The sequence below is a fragment of the Arthrobacter sp. Z1-15 genome, from assembly GCF_054792395.1.
Map to the genome: position 1 here is coordinate 1786633 of NZ_CP096454.1, position 21469 is coordinate 1808101.

Sequence of the window (21469 nt, forward strand, 5' to 3'; positions counted from 1 at the left end):
CGCCGCCACCCTAGTGCTGTGGCTTGTATCCATAGGCTGCACACTGTTTGTCGCTTTCACAGTCGGGATTGACCCGAACGCAGGACTGGTGGGGCAGCAGTCGCTGCTAGCGGTCTTCGGCGCGGTCGCGGCGCTGGCATCTTTATTGTTTGCCTTGTGGACTGGGTGGAGGGCTTGTCGGGCCCTGGACTACCTGGTGAAAGCTGCGCGCTAACTTCAGAATCCATTGCTGCCGTCGTCCGGAGGACGGGCTGGCTCGTCGGCTCACTTATTGACGTTCCCAGCACATCGGAGACTTGTCCTAAGGGGCGACACTCACCCCGCACGGTCGATCGGCCGCGTCATGGTGTACATACCTGCCGCTTTGGCCGGGTAAGTGCGGGAGCCGATAGCGGAGCGCATCAAAGCGGGCATCGCCAACTGGAAGCAGAACAGCACCCACTTTGAATGCCCGCCTGACCTTGTCACTGGCAGCCGATACTCTTTTCTCGAGGAGCAGAGCGAACTGAACTTGGGGAGAAAAATGACCGAACAGTCTGATGGGAGCCACACTGAGGTAGGCATCTCATGAGCCGCACAAGGGACAAACTCGGCAAAGCCCTGCGAGGTGCTTCAACGCACATCGCCGAGCAGGTTGAAAGCGTCAAGGAAGCCGCTAAAGATGCTACGGAAGGTTCCAAAGACAAGGTCGAAAAACTTATTGTGAAGGCGACGGACCCCTATGAGGAGGTCCTGGCAGAGTACAACGTCGCCTTCACCGCAATGAACGACAAGGGGCATTCCCTCCTGCGCCAGCGCGAAAGGTCCGCGGATCTGATCGGGTTCGTCGAACTGTTGGTGAATAGTATCGCCAACACTCCCAAGTCGTTCGACACGTTACTGGGTGAAATCAGCGCCCAAAAAGCCGAGTTCTTGGATGCGGAGATGTTCGCCCGCAAGGATCTAGAAGCTGCAAAGCACTCTGCTGCCGGCGCCGGAACCGGGTTCGTTACGGGAGCTGCAGTCGCGAGCGTGGCCCCGACTGCTGCCATATGGGTCGCCACCACCTTCGGCACTGCATCTACCGGTACCGCGATCTCTACGCTCTCTGGAGCTGCCGCGAGCAATGCCGCTCTTGCCTGGCTTGGAGGCGGCGCTCTGGCCGCTGGAGGTGGGGGCACTGCTGCGGGCAGTGCCCTGCTGGCATTAGCTGGCCCCGTTGGGTGGACCGTAGCAGGAGCTTCTCTGCTCGCCTCCGTCGTCCTGCTTTCGAAGAAGAAGTTGGAGACTCGGGCGGCGAAACAGGAAGCACTGACTGCGGTGAAACAGAACGTCGCAACGGTCAAGCGCGACGATGCTCAGATTGCCGACCTCCTCCAGAAGACCACCACGCTTCGCGTTGAGCTGATGAACAGCTACGGCCAAGCACTGGTGTACTTTGGTGCCGAGTTCCCTTCCCTCTCCGACTCAGAGCGACACAACCTGGCAATCCTCGTGAACAATACGAAGTCCTGCGCGGCTCTGTTGGCCAGGCGTGTCGGGCGGGGCGCGCCAGATGAATGACTTCGCGAAGTTACTCAGGAGCAACCAAGAGCAAGCGGTCGCGTCCTGGGTGAACTATCTCAATCAGGTCCGCATCGATCAGCTACTTAGCTCCTTCAGACAGCAGGACGCAAACCTCCTGAACGCATTGACCAGCGTCAACGAAGCTGTCAGAACGATCGGCCTCGAGGTGGTCGCCACTAATCGCGGAGGCCAGCACGGCATGCACGGCTTCATCGCGGAGCTTGCTGAGGTGGGCATCGGCAATGCCCGCAAGCAGATCTTCGGCGATGAGCCCGTCTATCAGTGGGTCAACGACAACGGACCCGTAGACCTGATCCGCGGCGGCATAGACATTCAGCAGAAATTTGTCGCAGCGGGCGGTCGCTTCTCACTAGGAGCCATTGCCGAGCACCTCCAGAAGTACCCCGACTATGTGAAGAACGGCGGGAAGTACCAGATTCCTCGTGATCACTTCGAGGTGATTCAGAAGCTGCACTCCATGCCACCCGAGGAAGCAGGAAAGCTGTCTCGCAGCGGTGGTGGACCGTCCTTCACTGATTGGCAACGGATAGAAGCGTTCCTTAAACAGCGATCCATCGGCCTTGAATCGCTCGAACCATCAACCCTTGAGTACCGTCAGGTGCAAAGGGACATCTACGAATCCACCATGGCAACTGAGAAGGACCGACTCCGGATCACTGACCAGGGCTTGCGGGACAACGCATATCGAGAGAGCCGGCCGTCTCTGCAGCAAGGGGTGTCAGCCACCGTTACAGCCGCCGCTTTCGAGGGTGGGACTGCTTTCGTTTTGGCGGTGGTCACCAAGAAGCGGGAAGGCAAGCGACTTAAGGAGTTCACCCAGGAGGACTGGCTTGGCATCGCAGGAGAAACCGGCCTGAGCTTAAGCAAAGGCGGGATCCGAGGCTCCAGCGGCTATGTGATGACGAATTTCACTGCCACATCTGCGGCGGTCGCCAGCTCAATGGTCTCCGCGGCCTTCGGTATTGCTGAGCAGGCCAACGAACTCCGTCGCGGACAGATCGACGAGTCCGAGTTCATCGAAAACTCAGAGCTCCTCTCCCTGGCTGCCGCCGTGAGCGCGCTGTCCTCCTATATCGGCCAAGCACTCATCCCCGTCCCGGTGATTGGCGCGGTCATTGGCAACACGGTCGGAACCATGATGTACCGGGCCGTCGCTTCGTCCCTTTCAAAGCGAGAGGCCGAGCTGATTGAACGCTACCTGGACGAGCAACGAGTTCTCGACGGGCAACTTACTGCAGAGCAGCAGGAGCTCATCCAAAAGCTGGACGAGGGTATGTCCGACTACCTCGGATTGCTCGAACGAGCTTTCTCACCGAACATGCAGATCGCGCTCCTTGGATCAGCAGTACTCGCACGAGAACTAGGTGTTCCCACAGGCGACATCCTGGACTCCGACGAAAAGATCCGAGCCTACTTCCTCGACTAGACCTCTTCACCAAGAGCCGCTCGCTTACAGAACCCGCAAGTGATTGCCACCGAGGTGGCCGCGGAAGCAGAGCAAACAGCGGCAGCCCTGGTGCAGGGGATTCCATGGCCCGCTACTTCATCCCTGTCCATAACCTTTGGGATGTGCGGCCCCGGAGCTAACCGAAACCTAGAACAGCGGCCAGGGCACCGCAGGCATCTGACCGCTCGGAGACGGAAACCGCCCGGCCGAGCGCAGCCGGGCACAGCGAGCAGCGAGCGACGCAATTTCCTCGGCGGTGAGCAGCTTCGCCAGCTGTGAGCCCAGCTCGCCCTCCAGCCCCGCGAGAACCCGGTCGATGCCCTCGAGCTCCTCGGGGCTGAGCTCCGCGCCGATCCAGCCCCACAGCACCGTGCGCAGCTTGTGGTCGCTATGGAACGTCAGCCCGTGGTCCACGCCGTACCGGTGCCCGTCAGCCATCGCGAGGATGTGGTCGCCCTTGCGGTCGGCATTGTTGACGACGACGTCGAACACCGCCATCCGCCGCAGTGCCGGGGTGTCCTCGTGAATGAGAGCGACAATCCGTCCGTCGTCGTCCCGGCCTTCGAAGACGCCTTTCCAGCCGGTTTCCGGCACATCCTCTGCCGGAACCAGGTCTACGGGGTCCTGGTCAGGATCTGTGTCCTGCCAGAGCTGGACCATTCCTTCGCCGAACGGGCCGTCCCGCAGCCAGGTGCGCGGCACAATGTTCCAGCCCAGAGCCTGCGACACCAGGTAGGCGGCCACCTCGCGGTGTGCGAGGCAGCCGTCGGGAAAGTCCCACAGCGGCTGCTCGCCGGCTATCGGTTTGTAGACGACGGCGGCGTCGCCAATGCTGCCTAGGAAGGTGGCGTTGGACGCCGTCGTGATGCGGCCGGTGAGCGTGAGCTCGGCGGTCACCAGGTCGGGCGCCGGCATCAGGCCTCGGGGAAGGTGCAGGTGTGTCCGTCGGCGTCGATCGGCTGGCCGCAGATCACGCAGATCGGACGCCCGGCGCCCACGATCTCCCGCGTGCGCTTCGCGAAGGCCCGGGCGGTGCCCACCGGCATCCGTACCCGCAGCACCTCGGACGCGTCGGCATCGTCGTCGTCCTCGAGGAATCCGTCGTCGTCCGGATCCACCTCCTCCAGGGGGTAGGCCTCGATGACGATCTGCGCCGTGGCGGGGTCCCAGCCCAGGCTCATCACGCCGGCGCGGAACTGCTCCTCAACCGGGTCGAGGTCGTTGTTGTCGACGAGTTCAAGGGGTGTGTTCGCGGGAACGCTGAAGGGGTTTCCATCGATGGTGCTGAGCTGGTCGAGGATCTCGTCGATCTTCTCGGCGAGCTGGGCCGACTGCTGCTTCTCCAGCGCAATGCTGACGATCTGCTTCCCGGTCCGCACCTGCAGATAGAACGTGCGCTGGCCGGGGACGCCGACAGTTCCGACGATAACGCGGTCAGGCCAGTCGAACTCGTGAACGGTAGTAGGCATAGGTCTACTTTAGACTCATTGCGCCGGTGGCGCCGTGTGCCCTGCGCCACCGCCGACCGGTGCGTCGTCCGGCGTCGGGGCGGCCGCCAGCCAGGACAGATCCCCGGCGTCGGTGTTGGTGGACAGGACGGTGGGCCGGCCCGTGCCGTAGTGCACGATCGACACGGAGGCCGGGCCGACGTTGAGGCGCTGGAACATATCGAGGTGCATGCCGAGCGCGTCGGCGAGGACTGACTTGATAATGTCGCCGTGGCTCACCGCCACCCACACGGCACCCGGCCCGTGCTCGGCCTCGAAGGCTGCGTCATGGCGCCGGATCGCCGCCACCGAGCGGGCCTGCATTGCGGCCATGGACTCGCCGCCGGGAAAGGTGACCGCGGAGGGCTGCGACTGAACCGTCGCCCACAGCTTCTCCTTCGCGAGTTCCCCGAGCGTGCGGCCCTGCCAGGAGCCGTAATCGCACTCGGTCAGATCGTCGTCGACCGGCGCATGCGGCGCGCCGGCCTGGCGGTCCAGGATGAACTGCGCGGTCTGCCGGCAGCGCTCGAGGGGACTGGACACCACTCCGACCACGGGCACGACGGCGAGCCGGTCACCGGTCGCGGCCGCCTGGTCCCGGCCCACCTGGTCGAGTTCGACGCCGGGGGTCCGGCCTGCCAGCAGTCCGGAGGCGTTCGCTGTGGTGCGGCCGTGCCGCACGAGGATTACTGTTGCCATCCCCCCAGCCTAACCATCCCCTCCGGCCCGCCCCGCCACGTTGGACGTGACTGCTGCGAGGCTGTGCTCGAGAATTCCGACTCATCTGTGGGCTGCCAGTTCACAAAAACCCTTACCCGCTATCTGTATGCGGGAAAAGAGCTCTTGACATAAATGGGCAGTGAATTCCGGAGTCCATATCAGTATTCGCATTTCGGGGGCACACCGTGTAGGCAGTAACCGTACCGATGTCAAGACAATTATTTTTTGGGGACGAAAAGAGTCGCGTAATGCAATCCAACACTGTTCATCGAGGAGCAGCTACCCGTCCTGTGCAGCAGCACCCCGGCACATCCCTGTGGTCCGTCCTGACCGTAGAGCCGGAGCGTAAGGATGTGGGTGACGAGATCGTCCGGCTTGTTGTAGCCCCGCTGTCGTCTCAAATGCGGGTCGGGGAAGGGGGACGGTTTCGTTTTTCCCGCAGCCTGGAATCTGATCATCCGGCCGTGCTCCTGCATCTGCGTGCGACCGAGGATGTTGTGAAGCGCCAGTGGCAGTTTGCGCATGCGCTGGCGGACGAAAGTGCAGCCACGCTGGGCACCGTGAAGATCTCCCAGTCGCCGGACATCCTTTATCCGCCGCCGCCGGGCGAACCGGTACCTGAGATGGTGGAAGCGACGCTTGCACGGTTCGGTGGACCAAAGGGCTTGGAACTGGTGGCTGACAATTGCGAGGTGTCCTCGGACCTCGCCTTATGGGCAGTCAACCGCTTTCCCAGCCTCAACACGCGCTCGTTGCTGGCCGCCCTGCTTCTCTCCGACACCGGCCACGCCATGATGCGGGGGCCCCGGTCCGCGGTTTGGTCCGACCGCAGAACCACTAGCTGGGACTACTTCTGGAACGCGCATCTGCACGCCTGCACAGTTTCTTTTGGCCCGCACGCGGCGCAGGCCCGCAGGGCAATGAGGGCCCGGATTGCACCCCGGATTGTGCCCGCACACAGGGTGATGGCTGCCCTGGCCTCAGAGCCGGCGGTGGACATCTGGCGCAAGCGCTGGGCGAGGGCCATCGATGAGTATTTGTACCGGGCGGACAAGCAACGCATCAGCCGCAGTGCGCAGCAGCTGGCTATGGGGGCTAGCCAGCTAGCCCTCAACCGGCTGGGATTTTCGTTCCGGGAACAGGGGGCCCTCGGCCTTTACGCGAGTGCTTGGAATAAGGATGTTGAAGCGCAATATTGCGGTGAGGGGCGCTCATCGCAGTCGTCAAAGCGGGGTAAGAAATGACGGGGGAGAAGCTAAAGCAGCCATATCCGGCGGAATCTCCGTCCCTTCAAGAAATAGCCAGAAGCCGATGGATTGCTTCTGGCTATTTCTTTGACCGAACGACACGCTTCGCTGCACAGAAATCACGACGCAGTTTCGTGAATAGGACGCGCGTTAAGGTTGGATGCTCCGCTGCTGCTTTGCGGTCTCGCGGACGACCTGCAGTACCCGGTATCGCCACGCCGTCACCCCAAGGACCAGTGCTACTCCCAGGGACATGCCCGCCATCAGGCCGAGGCCGACTGCCGGGCCGCCGCCGCCCGTCTGCGGGCCGCTGCTCAGAACGGCGGAGATGGCGGCGAGCATCCCCGTGCCGTCAGCCAGCGAGAGGATCAGGGCATTCACCCAGCGCACCGTCAGGGTCGTCAGGAAGGTGCCGCGCCGGGCAATCGAAAACAACCGCCAGATGCAGAGCAGTGCCGCTTCGACAAAGGCGATGGAAAGAATCGTTGGCCGACGGTCGCACAGCCAACCCCGAGGCGCAAGAGGTTGTATCGCACGGAGCAGTGCACATGGCAGTGTGTGGGCATGGCCCTGATCAGTCCGTTCTTACCACCCGGAACAATCAACAACGTCCCGCAGCCGGTTCTCACGGCGAAGACCCTAAGCCTGCGGCCGTGGACCGCGGGCGATACCCCTGTTGTCTTCGCAGCCCACAAGGATCCGGCAATTGCCCTGTGGCACCGGCGCCGGATCGAGGGCCTCGAGGAGTCCCAAGCCGTGATTGCACAGTGGGCCGGGCAGTGGGAGAAGGAGTCCGGAGCGTCCTGGGCCGTCTGTGATGGAAAGGGCTTGGTGGTCGGACGGGCCGCACTCAGCAGGATCAATCTCTTCGAAGGGGACGGCGAAGTCGGATACTGGACGCTCCCGACGGCGCGAGGCCGGGGAATTGCTTCGCAGGTGGTGACTGCGCTGCGGGAGTGGGCATTCGATGCGGTCGGGCTTAAGCGGCTGCAGCTGACCCATTCCACACGCAACAAGGCCTCGTGCCGCATCGCGGCAAAGACGGGTTTTGCCTTCGAGGGCATCAAGCGCAGCGCACTCCGGCATGAGGACGGGTGGCACGACATGCACCTTCACGCGGCCGTGAGCGCCACGCCGTCGGGCTGATAAACAGGAACCGCAGGTTACCTATCCGCGGGATTCCGGTGACGGATCGGGAGCCGTCCATCCTCCGCGGTGCGTCATCGACGGGGCAACAGGTTCCGGCGCCCGCCAGATGACAATCAGGAGGGTGGCGATGGGTCCCAGGAACAGCGAAACGAGGAACCATATCCAGCGGGAGCGGTTCTTCTGCTCCGCGAGCCCGGCATTGACTACGGCGACGGTGAACCAGAACATGCCTGAATCTACGTAGTTATCCATCAGCCCACCCAACCACACCCGGAGGAGAACGCTCGTCAGGTTGTTCTTCCCCCGGCCCGGTTACATGGGTAACCTATGCAGAATCGGCAGCAAGAAGCGCCGCCGAATCGTTCACAAACGCAGCCCTGCCTTCGGATCCGTTGATCCGGGCAGTATGGCGCGTGAGGCCTTCCCCGGAGGAACTGCCTTGAACATGTTGATGAATACCCGGGGTGTCAGCTCCGCCGGCAGACCTGCTCGGACCTTCGGAATCGAGGAGGAATTCCTGCTGGTAGACCCGGCGACAGGGGAGCCAAGACCCGTCGCGGAGCTGGCACTACAGCAGGGGAAAAAGCGTGGTGGCTCGACTTTCGGTCCTGCCCTGACTCTGGAAGTCCAGCAGGAACAGCTCGAAGTGGTCGGCCCTGTCTGCGCCACCCTGCCGGAGATGGAGGCCGCAATCCGCGAGGGCCGCGGGATAGCCGATGAGGCTGCCCGATCGGTTGGCGCAAGGGCGGTGGCCTTGGCAACCAGTCCCACAGCAGCCACCCCGTCCCTGGTGCCCAGGCAGCGCTACCAGGACATAGCAGACCGGTTCGGGCTGACTTCCAAGGAACAGCTCACCTGCGGCTTCCACGTTCACGTGGGGGTGATTTCAGGAAAAGAAGGAGTAGCGATCCTGGACCGGATCCGTGTCTGGTTGCCGGTCCTGCTGGCGCTCAGTGCCAACTCCCCGTTTTGGCAGGGACGCGACAGCGGCTACGCGAGCTTCCGCTACCAGGCGTGGAACCGGTGGCCCACGGCAGGACCGTGCGAACGGTTCGGCTCTGAAAAGGCGTACCGCCGTTACATCCGCTCCTTGCTGGCCACGGGCGTACTCGTTGACGAGGGCATGGTCTACTTCGACGCACGTCTCTCCCGCAACCACCCGACAGTGGAGGTGCGCATCGCCGACGTGTGCATGGACCCCGGGCACGCCGCAGTACTAGCGGCGCTGGTACGCGCGCTTGTGGAACAGGCAGCCCTGGACTGGCGGGCAGGCCTCCGGGCACCCCGCCAGTCCGCCGCACAATTGCGTCTTGCGGCGTGGCAGGCCAGCGTGTCGGGAGCGGAAGGGATGCTGCTGCACCCTCTCCTGAACACGCCGTGCCCGGCTGGTGAAGCCGTGCAGGCGCTCCTGGCACATGTCAGCCCGGTCCTTGCCAGCACCGGCGACGAGGACCGCGTAACCCGGGACGTTGCTCGAATCCTTACTTCCGGCACCGGATCTCGCCGACAGCGCGAAACCATGGCCAGCAGCCGGACCCTGGCAGCGGTGGTGGCGGACGCCGTCGAGGCCACGCATGGAACAGCCAAAACCCAACACTTCCGGCCCGTGCGTCTGCAGGGCACCGGACCGATTTGAAAGGGTAACAAATGACTGCGAACGAGAGTATTCAGAACTACATCGAGGCCCAGACGCCCCTTCTGGTGGACCGGCTCGCTGAATGGATCCGCATTCCTTCGGTGGCCGGGGTGCCCGAGCGTAAACACCATCTGACGCGATCGGCCAACTGGCTGGCTGGGGAGCTGCGCGGCATCGGGTTCCCGGTGACCGAGATCTGGGAGAGTCCGGGCGGTCCGGCAGTCTTCGCCGAATGGTCCGGCGCCGTCGATGCCCCCACCATTCTGGTTTACAGCCACCACGACGTGCGGGCCGTGAAAGACGAGAACTGGGATCAAACCTCCCCGTTTGAGCCTGTCCTCCGCGACGGCCGGCTGTACGGGCGCGGAAGTTCTGACGCCAAAGGGCAGATGATGGCCCACCTGATGGCGGTGCGCGCCCATCTGGATGCGACGGGACGCACTGCCCCGGCGGTGAACCTAAAGATCATCGTCGAAGGGGAGGAGGAGGCCGGTTCGCCCGGCCTGAAAGACCTCCTCGAGGCAAACCGGAACCGCCTTGACGTGGACGCGGTGATCTTTTCCGACACTCTGCTCTGGCAAGCCGGGCATCCTGCCCTCTGCACCAGCGTCCGCGGCATGCTTGGCGTGCGCATTGAGGTTTACGGCCCGCTGACGGACGTCCACAGCGGTGCGGTATCCGGCGCGGCCCCCAATCCCGCCCTTGAGCTCGGCCGGCTCCTCGGGCAGCTGCACGACCAAAAAGGCAGGATTACTATTCCCGGTTTCTACGACGACGTCGAGGAAATGTCCCAGCGCCGCAGGGCTGAACTGGCCGCACTTCCCTTTGATCCGCAGGACTGGCTGGAACGGTCCCACACCCGGATCATCCTGGGTGAGGAGGGCTACACCCCTCTTGAACGACTCTGGGCGCGCCCGGCGCTGGAAGTCGTTGCCATGGCGGCGGGGGACCCCGTGGGGGCCAAGCGTGCGGCCGTTCCCTCCATGGCGGCGGCGGACCTGAGTATCCGCACGGTTGCCGGCCAGAAGGTCGACGACGTGGCAGAGCAGGTCCGCAGCTGGGTGGGTGAAACCATCAGCGACGGCTACGCCTACGAGTTGTCCATCGATATTGAAACGGCGCAGGAGCCGTACCAAACTCCCGACTGCGGGGTCCTGGATGCCCTCTCCGCAGCGATGGCCAAGGGCTTTCAAGTGCAGGAAGTGGGGCGGATGGGCAACGCCGGCGGCGGACCTGCCGCCCTGCTCTCTTCGGCTTTGAATGTTCCGGTTGTCTTTTTCGGGACGGGCCTCGTAGAGGACAACTGGCATGACAGTGACGAGAGCGCCCGGATCGACATCCTCAAAGCCGGCGCCGCGACGCTGGCCTTCCTCTGGGAGGAGCTCGGCACGCAGGAATAGGTGTGCAAATGCTTTGGGGAGGCCTTGACACTTAAACCGTCAGACGCGTCTTCTTGAACCAGGGCATGGGGATGGCTGCGGCCAAGCGACGAGGAGAGACCCATGTCAGGTGCAAGCGGAAGCGGCGAGGAGTTCCAAACCGGGCGGACAAACCGTGCAGAGGGGCGCACAATTCTCTGGGCCCAGGTTCCTCCGGGCCAGCCCAATTTCAACGGACCGGCGATCCTCATCGTTGAGGTAGCCAAGGATCCCAACGATCCGGACGATTATGAGGACGGCGGTTCGTTCATACCGTCGAACTCCTTCGACGGCATCGTGGGCAAGGGCTGGAGCGGAGGCAGCGCCAGTAACTTCGGCGGGACTCCTGGAGGAACGGGCGTGGTCGGCAGGGGAGGCCGCAACCAGGGCACCGGTGTGTTCGGACTGGGCGGCGGGACACCGGAACCCGGAAACGGCGGAGCAGGCGGCATCGGCGTTCACGGTTTGGGCGGACCGCAAGCCGACTACTTCGCGGATTATTCGACGCCGCCCGGTGCCGGGCTGGTGGGGCAGGGCGGCCGACAGCCAGAACTCGACAACCGGCTGAGGCTCCCTCATGCGGCCGGTGTTATTGGTATCGGCGGAGGAACCGGGCACAATAAGGACCTTTTGCCGGCCCATCAGCTCTCGGACACCGGGGGCGTCGGTGTCTACGGGCAGGGGGCCGGGCTCAGCGTGGCTATGGTCCCTCCGCAGGATGAAGCCGGGACGGTTCCGGGCCCGAACGTCGCGAGCGGCCCCCGGGCAGCCGGAGCCGGAGTGCTAGGCCGGGGTGGCGAGTCGACCGAGCCCAGGGAAAGAAGCGCCTCCGGCGTCGTCGGGCTTGCCGGAGGTGTCCCCATCCCCTCCAGCAATCAAACTCTGGGATTCGGAGTGGTGGGGCACGGACCGGTTGGTGTGCACGGCCGCGGCCTGGCCGGGCCCGGTGTCGAAGGCACCTCGGCAGGAGACCGTGGCGGAACTTTTCAGTCTGATCATGCTGCCCAGGTACAGCTTGTGCCCGGTTTTTCCCGGGGGACGTTTCCTCCTCCCACAACGGTGACGCCCACGGCACTCCCCACCGGACGGGAGGGAGTCGTCCAGTTACCCAAAGACGGCCGGGGCGGGGACCTGATGGTCCTTTCGGACGAGGAACGCAGTTGCACCCTGTGGTTCTGTGTTGAGGGGGTGAATTCCGGGCCGGCGAAATGGGCTCAGGTTCTGACGGGTCCGGTTTTCGACGGGGTCGCCTGAGGGCTTAATAGCCCGAAAGCTCACACCGCCGGTGACGCAGTAACCCGGCTGGGAGCCATGCCGTAACGCTGCCGGAAGGCGCGCCCGAACGTCCCGGGATCCAGGAACCCTGAAGCCAGGCATGCGCTCTGCACCCCAGCCCCCTGCTCCAGCAGTCCTCGCGCATGCTCCAGCCGCACGCGGCGGATCTCGGCAGCCGGCGACGTCCCGGCCTCGGCAAAGACTGCCTGCACCGCACGGAGGGAAAGGTGCGCTCCGGAGGCGAGCTCCGCCGTCGTGAAGTCCGGGTCTGTGAACCTGGCCTCGATGGTGCGCCGCATGGATTCGAGCAGTTCGGCACGCACCTGCTCAGCAAGCGCCCGGTGCGATGGTCCGCGCCTGCGCAGGTCGCGCACCCTCTCTGTCTGACTCCGCGGCAACGGGTTGAAGCTCAGGAGCGTGCTACGTTCGGATCCCACGCTGCGGGTGGTCCACTGCACCGGGCGCGCGTCCCCTGCGCGGGTAACGAACCATTCCATCGCAGGGGCGGAGCCGGCAGATCCGACAATCGGGCACTCGTGCCCCGGATACAGGGAACCGTCCGGGCGGCGGCAGTGCAGAAGGTCGTGGCTCGGACCGCCAACGACGTCGTCGTCTCCCCGGTAGCCCAGGAACCGAACTGCGGCCTTGTTCGCGAGAGAGACCAGACCCTGGTTATCAATGACCCACAGGGGGACCGGTGCTTCACGGATGACTTGTATCAGCAGATCCATTTTTAATCCTTTCCTGCGCTTTCCATCGGCCCCCGGTGTAACACCTTACGAACGGCGGAAGGCGGAGCAGTTGCCGGTTTGTTTCGCGCAGGTAAAGAGTGAACTGCCTGCGTTTTTTGCAGGTATCCCTTCGCAAAAAGCCTGTTTCCGGCGCTCATCCGCCTCCTACGTTGTTGTTGCGGCAAGTGCCGGCAGAACTACTCAGGAGGAAACAGAAATGACTAACTGGAACGCGAAACGAGATCAGGCCACGAGCAGCGTGCGCAGCGCCGTCGCCCGTTCGGATTCCTCCTGGGCTGACCTCGCCGAGCAGCTTGACCGCCCGCTTCTGTGGACCATTGCAGCCTTGCTCGGTTCCCACCCCGTTCCGGCTGAACTCGCCGAGAAAGCCGGAGAGCTTCTGGGCCTGGATGAGGAAACCGTGCTGGCCCTGCAGGAGCAGCCATACAGGATCATGGGCGATGAGCTGAAGGCAGATCCGACGATTTACCGGTTCTACGAACTGCTGGCCGTGTATGGGTCGGCGCTGAAGGAGGCCATCCACGAGGAGTTCGGCGACGGCATCATGAGCGCAATTAACTGCAACGTGGAGCTGACCCGCCGTGAGGATCCCGAGGGTGACCGCGTGCGGGTCATCATTGACGGCAAGTTCCTGAAGTACCAGTGGTAGGGGGCCGGCGATGAGTTATGTAATTCCGAAGGACTTTGCAGTCCGTATGATCGACGCCGGCCAGGCCAAAGTTGCGCTGTCCACGCGCGACACCCTGATCCGCAGCTACATGGCAGGTGCCATCCTGGCGCTGGCCGCGGCCTTTGCCGTCACGATCAGCGCCCAGACCGGTTCGCCGCTGCTCGGCGCCGTCCTGTTCCCCGTCGGCTTCTGCATGCTGTACCTGCTCGGGTTTGATTTGCTGACCGGCGTGTTCACCTTGGTGCCGCTGGCCTGGCTGGACAAGCGCCCGGGTGTCACCTGGCGCTCGATGCTCCGCAACTGGGGGCTGGTGTTCGTCGGCAACTTCGCCGGCGCGCTGACCACCGCACTGCTGATGGCCATTGTCTGGACGTACGGCTTCTCCGCCGAGGTGAGCGAAGTCGGAAAAGCGATCGGGCACCTCGGTGAAGGACGCACCGTGGGCTACGCCGAGCACGGCGCAGCCGGCATGCTCACCCTCTTTGTCCGCGGCATCCTCTGCAATTGGATGGTGTCCACCGGTGTCGTCGGCGCGATGATGAGCGACAGCCTGCCCGGCAAGGTGATCGCCATGTGGATGCCGATCATGCTCTTTTTTTACATGGGTTTTGAGCACTCGGTGGTCAACATGTTCCTGTTCCCGATCGGCCTGATGCTCGGCGGTGAGTTCACCCTGATGGACTACTTGATCTGGAACGAGATTCCGACCGTGCTCGGCAACCTGGTGGGCGGCCTGACGTTCGTTGGGTTGATGATCTACGGGACGCATGCCCGGACGGCGCCCGGGCGGCAGTTCGCGGCAAAGGTGAAGGTCTAGCTTCCGGTAACGACGACGTCGGGCCCTTTGCTTCCGAAGGGCCCGACGCCGCGTTTGTTAAAGACGGGCGTGCTGCCTGCGGCAAGATATAAGGATGTCACTTGACCACCTGCTCACAAGCCTCAGTGCACTTCCTGGTTCAGAATCGCGAGACGCGTATCTGCGGTTCCTCAACACAGCCGGCGATGCCGCTCTCTACAGGAATGGCGGCCCGGAGCATGTCACGGGGTCATGCTTCGTCTTTTCGCCTGGATTTGATCGTGTTCTCCTGTGTTTCCATCGCAAGGGGCAGTTCTGGGTACAGTTCGGCGGTCACGTTGAGTCGACGGACGCGTCGGTGGCAGATGCCGCACAGAGGGAGGCCCGCGAGGAGTCCGGAATTGGCGATCTTGTCCTGCTTAGCCCCGCGATCATGGATCTTGACCGGCACGATCTGCATGCGGGATTCTCGTGCGCCGCTCATTGGGATGTCGGGTTCGCCGCTGTTGTTGCGCCGTCCGTCGTCACGTCCGTGAGCGATGAAAGCGAGGATGTCCGTTGGTTTCCGATCAACGAATTGCCGGCTCAAGTGCCACCAAGCTTCCGCGCGCGCTTGGAAAAAGTCCGGCACGCGGCCATGGCGCTGACTGGCGCTCACTAATCAGCAAACCACCGGCGGACCATCCCTCCCGCAGTTCCGGTGGAAATCCGTGTGTGGCGTTGATGATGGCGACGCCGGATTGCCCGGCCGGTGTCCGCTGCCACCGGCCGGGACTTCCGGAGCGCGGAGGGCAATGGTCTGCTGGATGAGGAACTGCACAGGATCCTTGAAGGGAGCAACCCCATGCGCGGAGTAGTCATTCATGCCCCCGGTGACATCCGGGTGGAGGACCGCGGGGACCCGCGGATCATTGAACCAACCGACGCCGTCATCCAGCTCGCCGCAACCTGCATCTGCGGCTCTGATCTCTGGCCGTACCGCGGCATCGAAGATGTTCCGGCCGTGGCGCCGATGGGCCATGAATACGTAGGCACCGTGACAGAGGTTGGCAGCGAGGTCCGCACGGTGAAACCCGGAGACTTCGTCGTCGGATCCTTCTGGGCCTCCGACAACACCTGCGAGATTTGCCGGGCCGGTTTCCAAAGCCGCTGCGTCCAGGCGCAGCCGATGGGCGCGATCGGCACCCAGGCGCAGTTCGCCCGGATCCCGCTTGCCGACGGCACCCTGGTTGCTACGCCCGGCCAGCCCGACGCCGACCTGCTGCCATCGCTGATGGCCGCCTCCGATGTGCTCGGCACCGGCTGGTTCGGTGCCGTGGCCGCCTCCGCTGGTCCCGGCAAGACCGTGGCGGTGGTGGGCGACGGCGCCGTCGGACTCCTTGCCGTCCTGGCCGCCCGCCAGCTCGGCGCCGAGCGGGTTATAGCCATGAGCCGGCACCCCGAGCGGCAGGAACTGGCCCGCCGCTTCGGCGCCACCGACATCGTTGCCGAACGCGGCGACGACGGCGTGGCCGTCATCAAGGACATGACGCACGGGCTCGGAGCACACTCAGTAGTGGAGGCAGTGGGGACACAGGAATCGATGATGCAGGCGGTCCGCTCCACCCGGCCAGGCGGGCACATGGGATTCGTGGGCGTATCCCACGATGTGGCGCTGCCCGGGCTGGAATTGTTCTTCGCCGAGATCAACATGCTTGGCGGGCCGGCACCTGTCCGCCGGTTCCTGCCCGAACTGATCGACCTGATCTGGAACCGGACCATCGATCCCGGCCAGGTCTTCGACCTCACACTTCCCCTCGAGGACGCCGCGGAAGGATACCGGGCCATGGACGAACGCCGGGCGGTGAAGGTACTGCTGACTCCCTAAATCATGCTCAGTGCCGTCCAGCCGGGGCCGTCGCCTCTATTGCGCGGCGGACATCTGCTGGACACTGAAGACACAGGCCCCGGGACCGCGGAAAGGCATTCCGATGAGACTTCCTTCTCCTGCCCGGCGGGCTTTCTCCGCAGTTCTCACCGTCTGCATTCTGCTTCTGGCCACGGGGTCGGGTGCCTTCGCCTCATCCCCGGTTTCCAGCCCACAGACCGCGCCCTTTGCCGTGGTGAACGACGGCACCGGTCCGCAGTTCTACACCGGACTGAACATCGATGTCCAGGATGACGTTTCCGGTGACGTGTACGCCTCCGGGCAGAGCGTCACCATCAAACCTCACCATCAGCGGGACGGTCGGGGGCAACCTCACGTACAACTCCGACGAGGAGGCAAACATCTCCGCGGATGCTGTCAGCGGCACCGTGGAGCGCATCGCCCCGGAGCCTGATCAGGAGCCCTCGGCGGGGGAGAAGTTCGTTGGGTGGCTGCTCGGGTTGCTGTATGCGCTGGTTGCGCTGAGCCTTATCACGGTGCTCGCGGGCTGGCTCTTCCCCCGTCTGCTGCACCGGGTGACCGACCGGCTCCTGCCTCGGCCGTGGCGGGCGCTGCTGGTCGGTTTCGTGGCATCAATCGCCGTTCCGTTTGTGGTTCTGCTCCTTCTGGCCACGGTCATCGGGGCGCCCCTGGGGCTGTCAGTCCTGTTGGTCTGGATAACGCTGACGCTCGCCACCTTCGTCTTCGGCGCCTATTTCATTGGCAGGCTCATTTTCCGCGGCAACCAGCATCCAGTGATCAAAGCGCTGGTCGGGGGTCTGATCCTCATTGTCGCGCTGCATATTCCGTGGCTGAACATCGTCGTATGGCTGGCCATGGTGTTCCTTGGACTTGGTGCGCAGCTGCTGGCAATCTACGACCGTCGTCCCTGGCGCCGCGTACCGCCCGCTTCCGGCGTCACCGGCGTCTCCGGCGTCTCCGGCGTCTCTGGCGTCGAACAGCGGAGGGACAACGGCGGGGGCCTTCCCTCAGTCTCCGACCCGTAGTGAAGACGAGCCGGCCTCTCTGTGAAGAGTTACCCAGTGGCTGTATCGCTTCACCGTCGACGAGTCGCACGCACTCATTCCGGGTTACGAGGTTTATCCGGAAGCGCCGGAGCGTCCTCCGGGTCGTCGTCGCCGCTGATCCAGTGTGCGAAGCGCGAACCGGGATCTCCGCCAATGATCAGGAAGCGGGCAAAGAGAGTGAGCGGCACAGCCAGCAGGGAGCCGACCGCTCCCAGCAGGGTTGTCCAGAGGACCACCGAGGCGAAGGTCAGCGTGACGCTTAGCCGAACTGTTTCCCCCACGAACCGGGGCTGGACCAGCACTTGGAGAGTGACGTTGACGATGCAGTATATGGCCAGCACCAGCAGCCCCAGCCCCCAGCCGCCAACCGCGACAGCGAGCACGACGGGAGGCACCACGCCGAGGACGAAACCGATATTGGGGATGTAGTTGGTAACGAACGCGAGCACCGCCCAGACGAATGGACCGGGTACACCGAGCAGCCAGAGGGCGAGGCCGTCAATCACCGCGACGATCAGCCCGAAGATCGAGTTGACGAGGAAGTACCGGTTGGTTCCGGCGGTGAACCGGTTGAAAGCGTGCAGTCTCCGGCTGCTCGCCTCCGCGAGCTCCTTCGGGGGGTTCTGCCACCGTGCAGCATCCATACCGAGAAACATCGCGTAGGCGACGACAAAAAAGACGGCCGTGCCCAGACCCAACAGTTGCGTGCCGGCGTTGAAAACGGTCGTCAGGAGGGTTGACGGCTGGATTGCCCCGGCAACCTCGTCCATCGACACGGTGCTGAATCCGAGGCTTTGGAAAAACGAATCAAGTGTCTCCGCGCTCTCTTCCAGCTGGCCTGCATAGGTGGCCAGAATGCTCCCGAATTGCCCCAGAGCCAGAAGGACCAGCACTGCCAGAACCACCAGGATTCCCCACGCGATTGCCACGACGACGAGCGTGCCTACCCAGCTTGGGGTGCCGCGCCGATCCAATGGTCTTCGTGCGGGCAGAGCGATAATGATGAGCGCAGCGGCCAGCACCAGCGGCGCCAGGATCGACCGGCCTGCCCATACCGTCCAGCAGGCACCACCCGCAGCCGCCAGAGTCAGCAGAATCCGTGTTGGCCTTGCAAGTCCGGGTATCCCGGGCGGCTCACGATCACTCATGGGGCCTCACAGTTATCGGGGAACGACGAAAGTCCGGGTTCCGCTGCTTCTTCCCGGCGGCCCCTACCACCACAGGTTGGCGCACAGGGCAATCTCCGTCTAGAGGGGAGTCTTGCAATGCGGCGTCTCAGAGGCGGGAATTCTTCATTCCGTCAGAAAGCGGGCAAGCAACGCGGCCGAAGCCTGAAGCTGCTGGCGGCGTGACGCCTATTAGCGCAGCGAGTTCCACATTGCTGGCTCCCTATCCCTCCGCAAAAGTCATGCTTGACACAACAGCTCATCAATGGAATCGTCTCGTGCATCCACTGTAAACGTTTACAACACTCGAAGGAGAGCGTTGGCTCGGGTCACTATCACTCAGGTTGCGGCACACGCGGGCGTTTCTGTCGCGTCTGCTTCACGGGCGCTCAACGGGCTCATAGCGAGCCCCCAGACGGTTGCGAAAGTGCAACACGCAGCCGAGGAACTCGGTTACGTAGCTGATGCGACGGCACAGTCCTTGAAGCGGGGCCGAACAAACCAACTTGCCTACGCCGTTGCCGACATCGGCAACCCGGTCTACGTCGAGATGATGACAGCGGTGGAACGGGTCGTCTCGGCATCCGGCTACCGGCTGGTGCTGTCCTCGATGGGTACGTTGTCCTCCTCGGTCGACGTGGTGCGCGACCTGAGCCGGGGATATGTCGACGGCATGATTCTGTCGCCACTTCGCGTCACGGATGAGCTCCTTGCAGTGCTGGCGAAGACGCCGGTACCGGTCGTCGTTCTAGGACATTTGCCAGGCAGACAGAGTATCGACAACGTGCGTGCGGATTCGCTCACGGCCATGCGTCTTGTCGTTGACCATCTCGTTGCCGAGGGCCGAAACGACGTTGCCTTTGTGAACGGACCCAGCGACACGACCCCTGGTGCGTTCCGGCGTGACGGATTCGCCGCGGCGGTCGCTGCGCACCCAGAGATTTCGGCGCGGAGCGTCGAGGCTGAGGACTTCACGATCGCAGCCGGCTACGCCGCGGCCCGCCTAGTGCTGTCCGATGAATCACGCCCGGATGCCATCGCCGCTGCCAACGATCTGATCGGGATTGGTGCCATTCGGGCCGCCGAAGATTTTGGGCTTTCCATTCCCGGCGACATCGCAGTCACCGGTATCGATAACACGGAGCTCGCCGGAGTCGTCCGGCCGGGCCTCACGAGCGTGGACCTTGGCGCAGAAGAGCGCGGCCGTGCCGCAGCGGAACTGCTGCTCCAACGCATCATGGACCCTGAACGTCCCGCGCACACCATTGCCGTTGCGCCCTCGCTGGTTGTTCGCGGATCTTCCCTCGCACGCAGGCCGGACCCCGCCTCATCTCCTATGCGTGACCACACTGAACACACCGATCTCAATGAGGAGAGGGAAGCCGGATGAGTACCGCAGCCACAAGCACTCCACGCGAGGTGAAGGAGGCACCGCGTCCCGTGAGACGGGTCGGCCACCGCGTTCGCGCCCAGCGGCGAGAAGCCATCACCCTGGTGATCCCCGCGCTCCTGCCGATTATCATCTTTTCCGTTATCCCGCTTGTCAGCGGAGTTGCACTCGGCTTTACCGACGCCACGCTGAAGCGGAATGCAGAGATCAACTTCATCGGTTTTGGAAACTTTATTGAACTCTTCGGCGACCACCGTTTCTGGGGATCTTTCGGCATCGGCATTGTCTGGGCCGGATCAGTCGCACTTCTCACCCTCGTATGTGCCATGGGACTGGCACTGTTGCTCAACAGTGATTTGCGGCTGAAGGGCCTGACCCGGGTGCTTGCCTTAATCCCCTGGGCGATGCCGCCCGTGGTCATTGCGATTGTGTGGCGGATGATCTACAACCCCAACTCAGGTCCGCTCAACGGCATGCTCGAAGTGTTCGGCATTCCGGGCGTCAACTGGCTCGGGGACTTTTCCACCGCTCTGCCCGCCGTCATTGTGGTGGGAGTCTGGGCGGGAATTCCGCAGACGACTGTCCTGCTGCTGGCCGGCATGCAGTCCATCTCCGCGGAACAGCATGAGGCAGCTGCAGTCGACGGTGCCGGCGCGTTCCGCCGGTTCTGGCACATCACTCTCCCGGCCCTTCGCCCGGTTGTTTTCGCAGTGACAGCTCTGGACTTCATCTGGCAGTTCAACTCCTTTGGGCTCATCTATGTCCTTACTGAAGGAGGCCCGGGCGGCCGGACGATGATACCCCCGCTGTTCACCTATCTGGAGGCCTTCCGCAACCGCGAAATCGGGTACGCCTCGGCGATGGGTGACGTGCTCGTCATCGCGATCCTGCTGGTTTTGTCTCTGTACCTTGTCAATCAGTTCCGTCAGACAAAGGGAGCACGTTCATGATCTCCAGGCGTCCCTGGTACGCGACGGCGCTCATGTACGTCGCGCTCACCGCATTCCTCTTGTTCCTCGGGTTCCCGCTGCTGTGGCTGCTGTCGGCGTCGTTTAAATCCTCAGCAGAGCTGAACTCGCTCGCCGTCAACCTGCTGCCGGCCACATGGGACTTCAGCAACTACGGTTCCGCTCTCGAGCGCCAGAACCTTCTGACCGCCGCCGGCAACTCGGTGCTGGTATCCCTCGCAACGATGGTGATCACCGTACTGCTGTCGATGCCGATGGCATACGCCCTCGCCCGCCTCAAGGGACGGCTTCGCGCCGCCGGTACGGTGTGGATACTGACCAGCCAGGTCTTCCCCTCGATTCTCATCATCATCCCGTTGTTCCTGGTGCTGCGCACGATCAATCTCAACGACACCCTGCTTGGACTGACCCTCGTGTACGTCACCTTCACCCTGCCGTTCACCCTGTGGATGCTGCAGGGTTACGTCTCCGCTATTCCCGCGGAGCTGGAGGAGGCCGGTGAAATGGACGGCGCTTCGCGCATCACCATTCTGCGCAGGATCATCCTTCCGCTGCTCGCACCGGGGCTGGTGGCAACGGCCATGTTTACCTTTGTCTCAGCCTGGAATGAGTTCTTCCTCGCCCTTGTCCTGCTGCAGAGCCCGGAGCTCTACACACTTCCCATCGCCCTGCGTTCATTCCTGGGCGCGGAAGGGCAGACCCAGCTGGGCCCGCTGGCAGCAGGGGCCATTCTCACGACAATTCCTTCGCTCATCATCTTCACCATCCTGCAGAAGAAGCTGACCGGCGGAATGCTCGCCGGAGCAGTCAAAGGCTGACCCTGCCGACCAAGAAAATCGACCACAACA

General features: G+C 63.4%; 22 protein-coding genes. 15 read left to right on the forward strand and 7 right to left on the reverse strand.

Translation table 11 applies throughout. The features are described from left to right. Positions 1–567 precede the first annotated feature (567 nt). Both M1D40_RS08225 and M1D40_RS08230 read left to right on the forward strand, forming a co-directional pair. Positions 568–1542 carry a hypothetical protein gene (locus M1D40_RS08225; RefSeq protein WP_461170842.1) on the forward strand — a complete coding sequence of 325 codons (975 nt, stop codon included), beginning with the start codon at positions 568–570 and terminating at the stop codon, positions 1540–1542. After that, positions 1535–2992: a hypothetical protein gene (locus tag M1D40_RS08230; protein ID WP_461170843.1), complete on the forward strand. Its 1458-nt coding sequence runs from the start codon at positions 1535–1537 to the stop codon at positions 2990–2992. Before M1D40_RS08225 ends, M1D40_RS08230 begins: the two co-directional genes overlap by 8 nt. Positions 2993–3160: 168 nt before the next feature. Here M1D40_RS08230 and M1D40_RS08235 read toward each other — a convergent pair whose 3' ends face one another. The 3 genes from M1D40_RS08235 to M1D40_RS08245 are packed head-to-tail and all read right to left on the reverse strand — an operon-like array spanning position 3161 to position 5199. Then, entirely contained in the window at positions 3161–3928 is a 768-nt protein-coding gene (locus tag M1D40_RS08235) for an SCO1664 family protein (protein WP_461170844.1), read from the reverse strand. Further along, positions 3928–4482, reverse strand: a complete 555-nt coding sequence (locus M1D40_RS08240; protein ID WP_461170845.1) for a DUF3090 domain-containing protein — start codon at positions 4480–4482, stop codon at positions 3928–3930. Before M1D40_RS08240 ends, M1D40_RS08235 begins: the two co-directional genes overlap by 1 nt. Positions 4483–4497: 15 nt before the next feature. Beyond that, entirely contained in the window at positions 4498–5199 is a 702-nt protein-coding gene (locus tag M1D40_RS08245; RefSeq protein WP_461170846.1) for an MSMEG_4193 family putative phosphomutase, read from the reverse strand. Positions 5200–5468: 269 nt separating this feature from the next. Here M1D40_RS08245 and M1D40_RS08250 point away from each other — a divergent pair, with 269 nt between their 5' ends. Further along, a complete protein-coding gene (locus M1D40_RS08250; RefSeq protein ID WP_461170847.1) occupies positions 5469–6464 on the forward strand; it encodes a hypothetical protein in 996 nt (331 codons plus the stop codon). Positions 6465–6617: 153 nt separating this feature from the next. On the opposite strand, the gene M1D40_RS08255 is transcribed toward M1D40_RS08250, so the two are convergent. Beyond that, positions 6618–6902 carry a hypothetical protein gene (locus M1D40_RS08255; protein WP_461170848.1) on the reverse strand — a complete coding sequence of 95 codons (285 nt, stop codon included), beginning with the start codon at positions 6900–6902 and terminating at the stop codon, positions 6618–6620. A 129-nt stretch (positions 6903–7031) separates the two neighbouring features. Here M1D40_RS08255 and M1D40_RS08260 point away from each other — a divergent pair, with 129 nt between their 5' ends. After that, complete coding sequence (locus M1D40_RS08260) at positions 7032–7613, forward strand: GNAT family N-acetyltransferase (protein ID WP_461170849.1); 582 nt, start codon at positions 7032–7034, stop codon at positions 7611–7613. Between the two features lie 21 nt (positions 7614–7634). Here the strand turns inward: M1D40_RS08260 and M1D40_RS08265 are convergent, their stop codons facing one another. Further along, positions 7635–7868: a hypothetical protein gene (locus M1D40_RS08265; protein ID WP_341392900.1), complete on the reverse strand. Its 234-nt coding sequence runs from the start codon at positions 7866–7868 to the stop codon at positions 7635–7637. Positions 7869–8061: 193 nt separating this feature from the next. Between M1D40_RS08265 and M1D40_RS08270 the strand changes: the two genes are divergently transcribed. The 3 genes from M1D40_RS08270 to M1D40_RS08280 all read left to right on the forward strand — a co-directional run bounded on the left by M1D40_RS08270 (position 8062) and on the right by M1D40_RS08280 (position 11924). Next, the gene (locus tag M1D40_RS08270) at positions 8062–9252 is read left to right on the forward strand and encodes a glutamate--cysteine ligase (protein ID WP_461170850.1); all 1191 of its coding nucleotides are present in this window, start codon (positions 8062–8064) and stop codon (positions 9250–9252) included. A gap of 11 nt (positions 9253–9263) precedes the next feature. Beyond that, positions 9264–10652 (forward strand): M20/M25/M40 family metallo-hydrolase, encoded by a 1389-nt coding sequence (locus tag M1D40_RS08275; protein WP_461170851.1) that lies wholly within the window; start codon positions 9264–9266, stop codon positions 10650–10652. 102 nt (positions 10653–10754) lie between these two features. Next, complete coding sequence (locus M1D40_RS08280) at positions 10755–11924, forward strand: hypothetical protein (RefSeq protein WP_461170852.1); 1170 nt, start codon at positions 10755–10757, stop codon at positions 11922–11924. Positions 11925–11944: 20 nt separating this feature from the next. Here the strand turns inward: M1D40_RS08280 and M1D40_RS08285 are convergent, their stop codons facing one another. Continuing rightward, positions 11945–12676, reverse strand: coding sequence for an AraC family transcriptional regulator (locus M1D40_RS08285; protein WP_461170853.1), 732 nt, complete (start codon positions 12674–12676; stop codon positions 11945–11947). Positions 12677–12893: 217 nt separating this feature from the next. Between M1D40_RS08285 and cynS the strand changes: the two genes are divergently transcribed. The 5 genes from cynS (at position 12894) to M1D40_RS08310 (ending at position 17076) form a co-directional block, all read left to right on the forward strand. Further along, positions 12894–13346: a cyanase gene (gene cynS, locus M1D40_RS08290; protein ID WP_461170854.1), complete on the forward strand. Its 453-nt coding sequence runs from the start codon at positions 12894–12896 to the stop codon at positions 13344–13346. A gap of 10 nt (positions 13347–13356) precedes the next feature. Next, positions 13357–14184 carry a formate/nitrite transporter family protein gene (locus tag M1D40_RS08295; protein ID WP_341392905.1) on the forward strand — a complete coding sequence of 276 codons (828 nt, stop codon included), beginning with the start codon at positions 13357–13359 and terminating at the stop codon, positions 14182–14184. 94 nt (positions 14185–14278) lie between these two features. Further along, positions 14279–14824 carry an NUDIX hydrolase gene (locus tag M1D40_RS08300; RefSeq protein ID WP_461170855.1) on the forward strand — a complete coding sequence of 182 codons (546 nt, stop codon included), beginning with the start codon at positions 14279–14281 and terminating at the stop codon, positions 14822–14824. A 183-nt stretch (positions 14825–15007) separates the two neighbouring features. Next, positions 15008–16030, forward strand: a complete 1023-nt coding sequence (locus M1D40_RS08305; protein ID WP_341392908.1) for a zinc-dependent alcohol dehydrogenase family protein — start codon at positions 15008–15010, stop codon at positions 16028–16030. A 302-nt stretch (positions 16031–16332) separates the two neighbouring features. Then, a complete protein-coding gene (locus M1D40_RS08310; protein ID WP_461170856.1) occupies positions 16333–17076 on the forward strand; it encodes a hypothetical protein in 744 nt (247 codons plus the stop codon). 74 nt (positions 17077–17150) lie between these two features. Here M1D40_RS08310 and M1D40_RS08315 read toward each other — a convergent pair whose 3' ends face one another. Continuing rightward, positions 17151–18245 carry an AI-2E family transporter gene (locus M1D40_RS08315; protein ID WP_461170857.1) on the reverse strand — a complete coding sequence of 365 codons (1095 nt, stop codon included), beginning with the start codon at positions 18243–18245 and terminating at the stop codon, positions 17151–17153. Positions 18246–18528: 283 nt separating this feature from the next. On the opposite strand from M1D40_RS08315, the gene M1D40_RS08320 reads away from it, so the two are divergent. From M1D40_RS08320 to M1D40_RS08330, 3 genes are read left to right on the forward strand one after another with little or no spacing between them, the layout of a single operon-like run. Next, entirely contained in the window at positions 18529–19653 is a 1125-nt protein-coding gene (locus M1D40_RS08320) for a LacI family DNA-binding transcriptional regulator (RefSeq protein WP_461170858.1), read from the forward strand. After that, a complete protein-coding gene (locus tag M1D40_RS08325; protein ID WP_461170859.1) occupies positions 19650–20603 on the forward strand; it encodes a carbohydrate ABC transporter permease in 954 nt (317 codons plus the stop codon). The genes M1D40_RS08320 and M1D40_RS08325 overlap by 4 nt, the downstream gene beginning before the upstream one ends. Beyond that, positions 20600–21439: a carbohydrate ABC transporter permease gene (locus M1D40_RS08330; protein ID WP_461170860.1), complete on the forward strand. Its 840-nt coding sequence runs from the start codon at positions 20600–20602 to the stop codon at positions 21437–21439. Before M1D40_RS08325 ends, M1D40_RS08330 begins: the two co-directional genes overlap by 4 nt. Positions 21440–21469 lie beyond the last annotated feature (30 nt).

What these genes read in the sequence shown, in the direction of transcription:
- M1D40_RS08275 (WP_461170851.1), top strand. Translation starts at nt 9,264, where the DNA reads ATGACTGCGAACGAGAGTATTCAGAACTACATCGAGGCCCAGACGCCC.
- M1D40_RS08330 (WP_461170860.1), top strand. Translation starts at nt 20,600, where the DNA reads ATGATCTCCAGGCGTCCCTGGTACGCGACGGCGCTCATGTACGTCGCG.
- M1D40_RS08325 (WP_461170859.1), top strand. Translation starts at nt 19,650, where the DNA reads ATGAGTACCGCAGCCACAAGCACTCCACGCGAGGTGAAGGAGGCACCG.
- M1D40_RS08250 (WP_461170847.1), top strand. Translation starts at nt 5,469, where the DNA reads ATGCAATCCAACACTGTTCATCGAGGAGCAGCTACCCGTCCTGTGCAG.
- M1D40_RS08305 (WP_341392908.1), top strand. Translation starts at nt 15,008, where the DNA reads ATGCGCGGAGTAGTCATTCATGCCCCCGGTGACATCCGGGTGGAGGAC.
- M1D40_RS08235 (WP_461170844.1), bottom strand. Translation starts at nt 3,928, where the DNA reads ATGCCGGCGCCCGACCTGGTGACCGCCGAGCTCACGCTCACCGGCCGC.
- M1D40_RS08285 (WP_461170853.1), bottom strand. Translation starts at nt 12,676, where the DNA reads ATGGATCTGCTGATACAAGTCATCCGTGAAGCACCGGTCCCCCTGTGG.
- cynS (WP_461170854.1), top strand. Translation starts at nt 12,894, where the DNA reads ATGACTAACTGGAACGCGAAACGAGATCAGGCCACGAGCAGCGTGCGC.
- M1D40_RS08225 (WP_461170842.1), top strand. Translation starts at nt 568, where the DNA reads ATGAGCCGCACAAGGGACAAACTCGGCAAAGCCCTGCGAGGTGCTTCA.
- M1D40_RS08295 (WP_341392905.1), top strand. Translation starts at nt 13,357, where the DNA reads ATGAGTTATGTAATTCCGAAGGACTTTGCAGTCCGTATGATCGACGCC.
- M1D40_RS08230 (WP_461170843.1), top strand. Translation starts at nt 1,535, where the DNA reads ATGAATGACTTCGCGAAGTTACTCAGGAGCAACCAAGAGCAAGCGGTC.
- M1D40_RS08320 (WP_461170858.1), top strand. Translation starts at nt 18,529, where the DNA reads ATGGAATCGTCTCGTGCATCCACTGTAAACGTTTACAACACTCGAAGG.
- M1D40_RS08315 (WP_461170857.1), bottom strand. Translation starts at nt 18,245, where the DNA reads ATGAGTGATCGTGAGCCGCCCGGGATACCCGGACTTGCAAGGCCAACA.
- M1D40_RS08300 (WP_461170855.1), top strand. Translation starts at nt 14,279, where the DNA reads ATGTCACTTGACCACCTGCTCACAAGCCTCAGTGCACTTCCTGGTTCA.
- M1D40_RS08280 (WP_461170852.1), top strand. Translation starts at nt 10,755, where the DNA reads ATGTCAGGTGCAAGCGGAAGCGGCGAGGAGTTCCAAACCGGGCGGACA.
- M1D40_RS08245 (WP_461170846.1), bottom strand. Translation starts at nt 5,199, where the DNA reads ATGGCAACAGTAATCCTCGTGCGGCACGGCCGCACCACAGCGAACGCC.
- M1D40_RS08240 (WP_461170845.1), bottom strand. Translation starts at nt 4,482, where the DNA reads ATGCCTACTACCGTTCACGAGTTCGACTGGCCTGACCGCGTTATCGTC.
- M1D40_RS08260 (WP_461170849.1), top strand. Translation starts at nt 7,032, where the DNA reads ATGGCCCTGATCAGTCCGTTCTTACCACCCGGAACAATCAACAACGTC.
- M1D40_RS08270 (WP_461170850.1), top strand. Translation starts at nt 8,062, where the DNA reads ATGTTGATGAATACCCGGGGTGTCAGCTCCGCCGGCAGACCTGCTCGG.
- M1D40_RS08265 (WP_341392900.1), bottom strand. Translation starts at nt 7,868, where the DNA reads ATGGATAACTACGTAGATTCAGGCATGTTCTGGTTCACCGTCGCCGTA.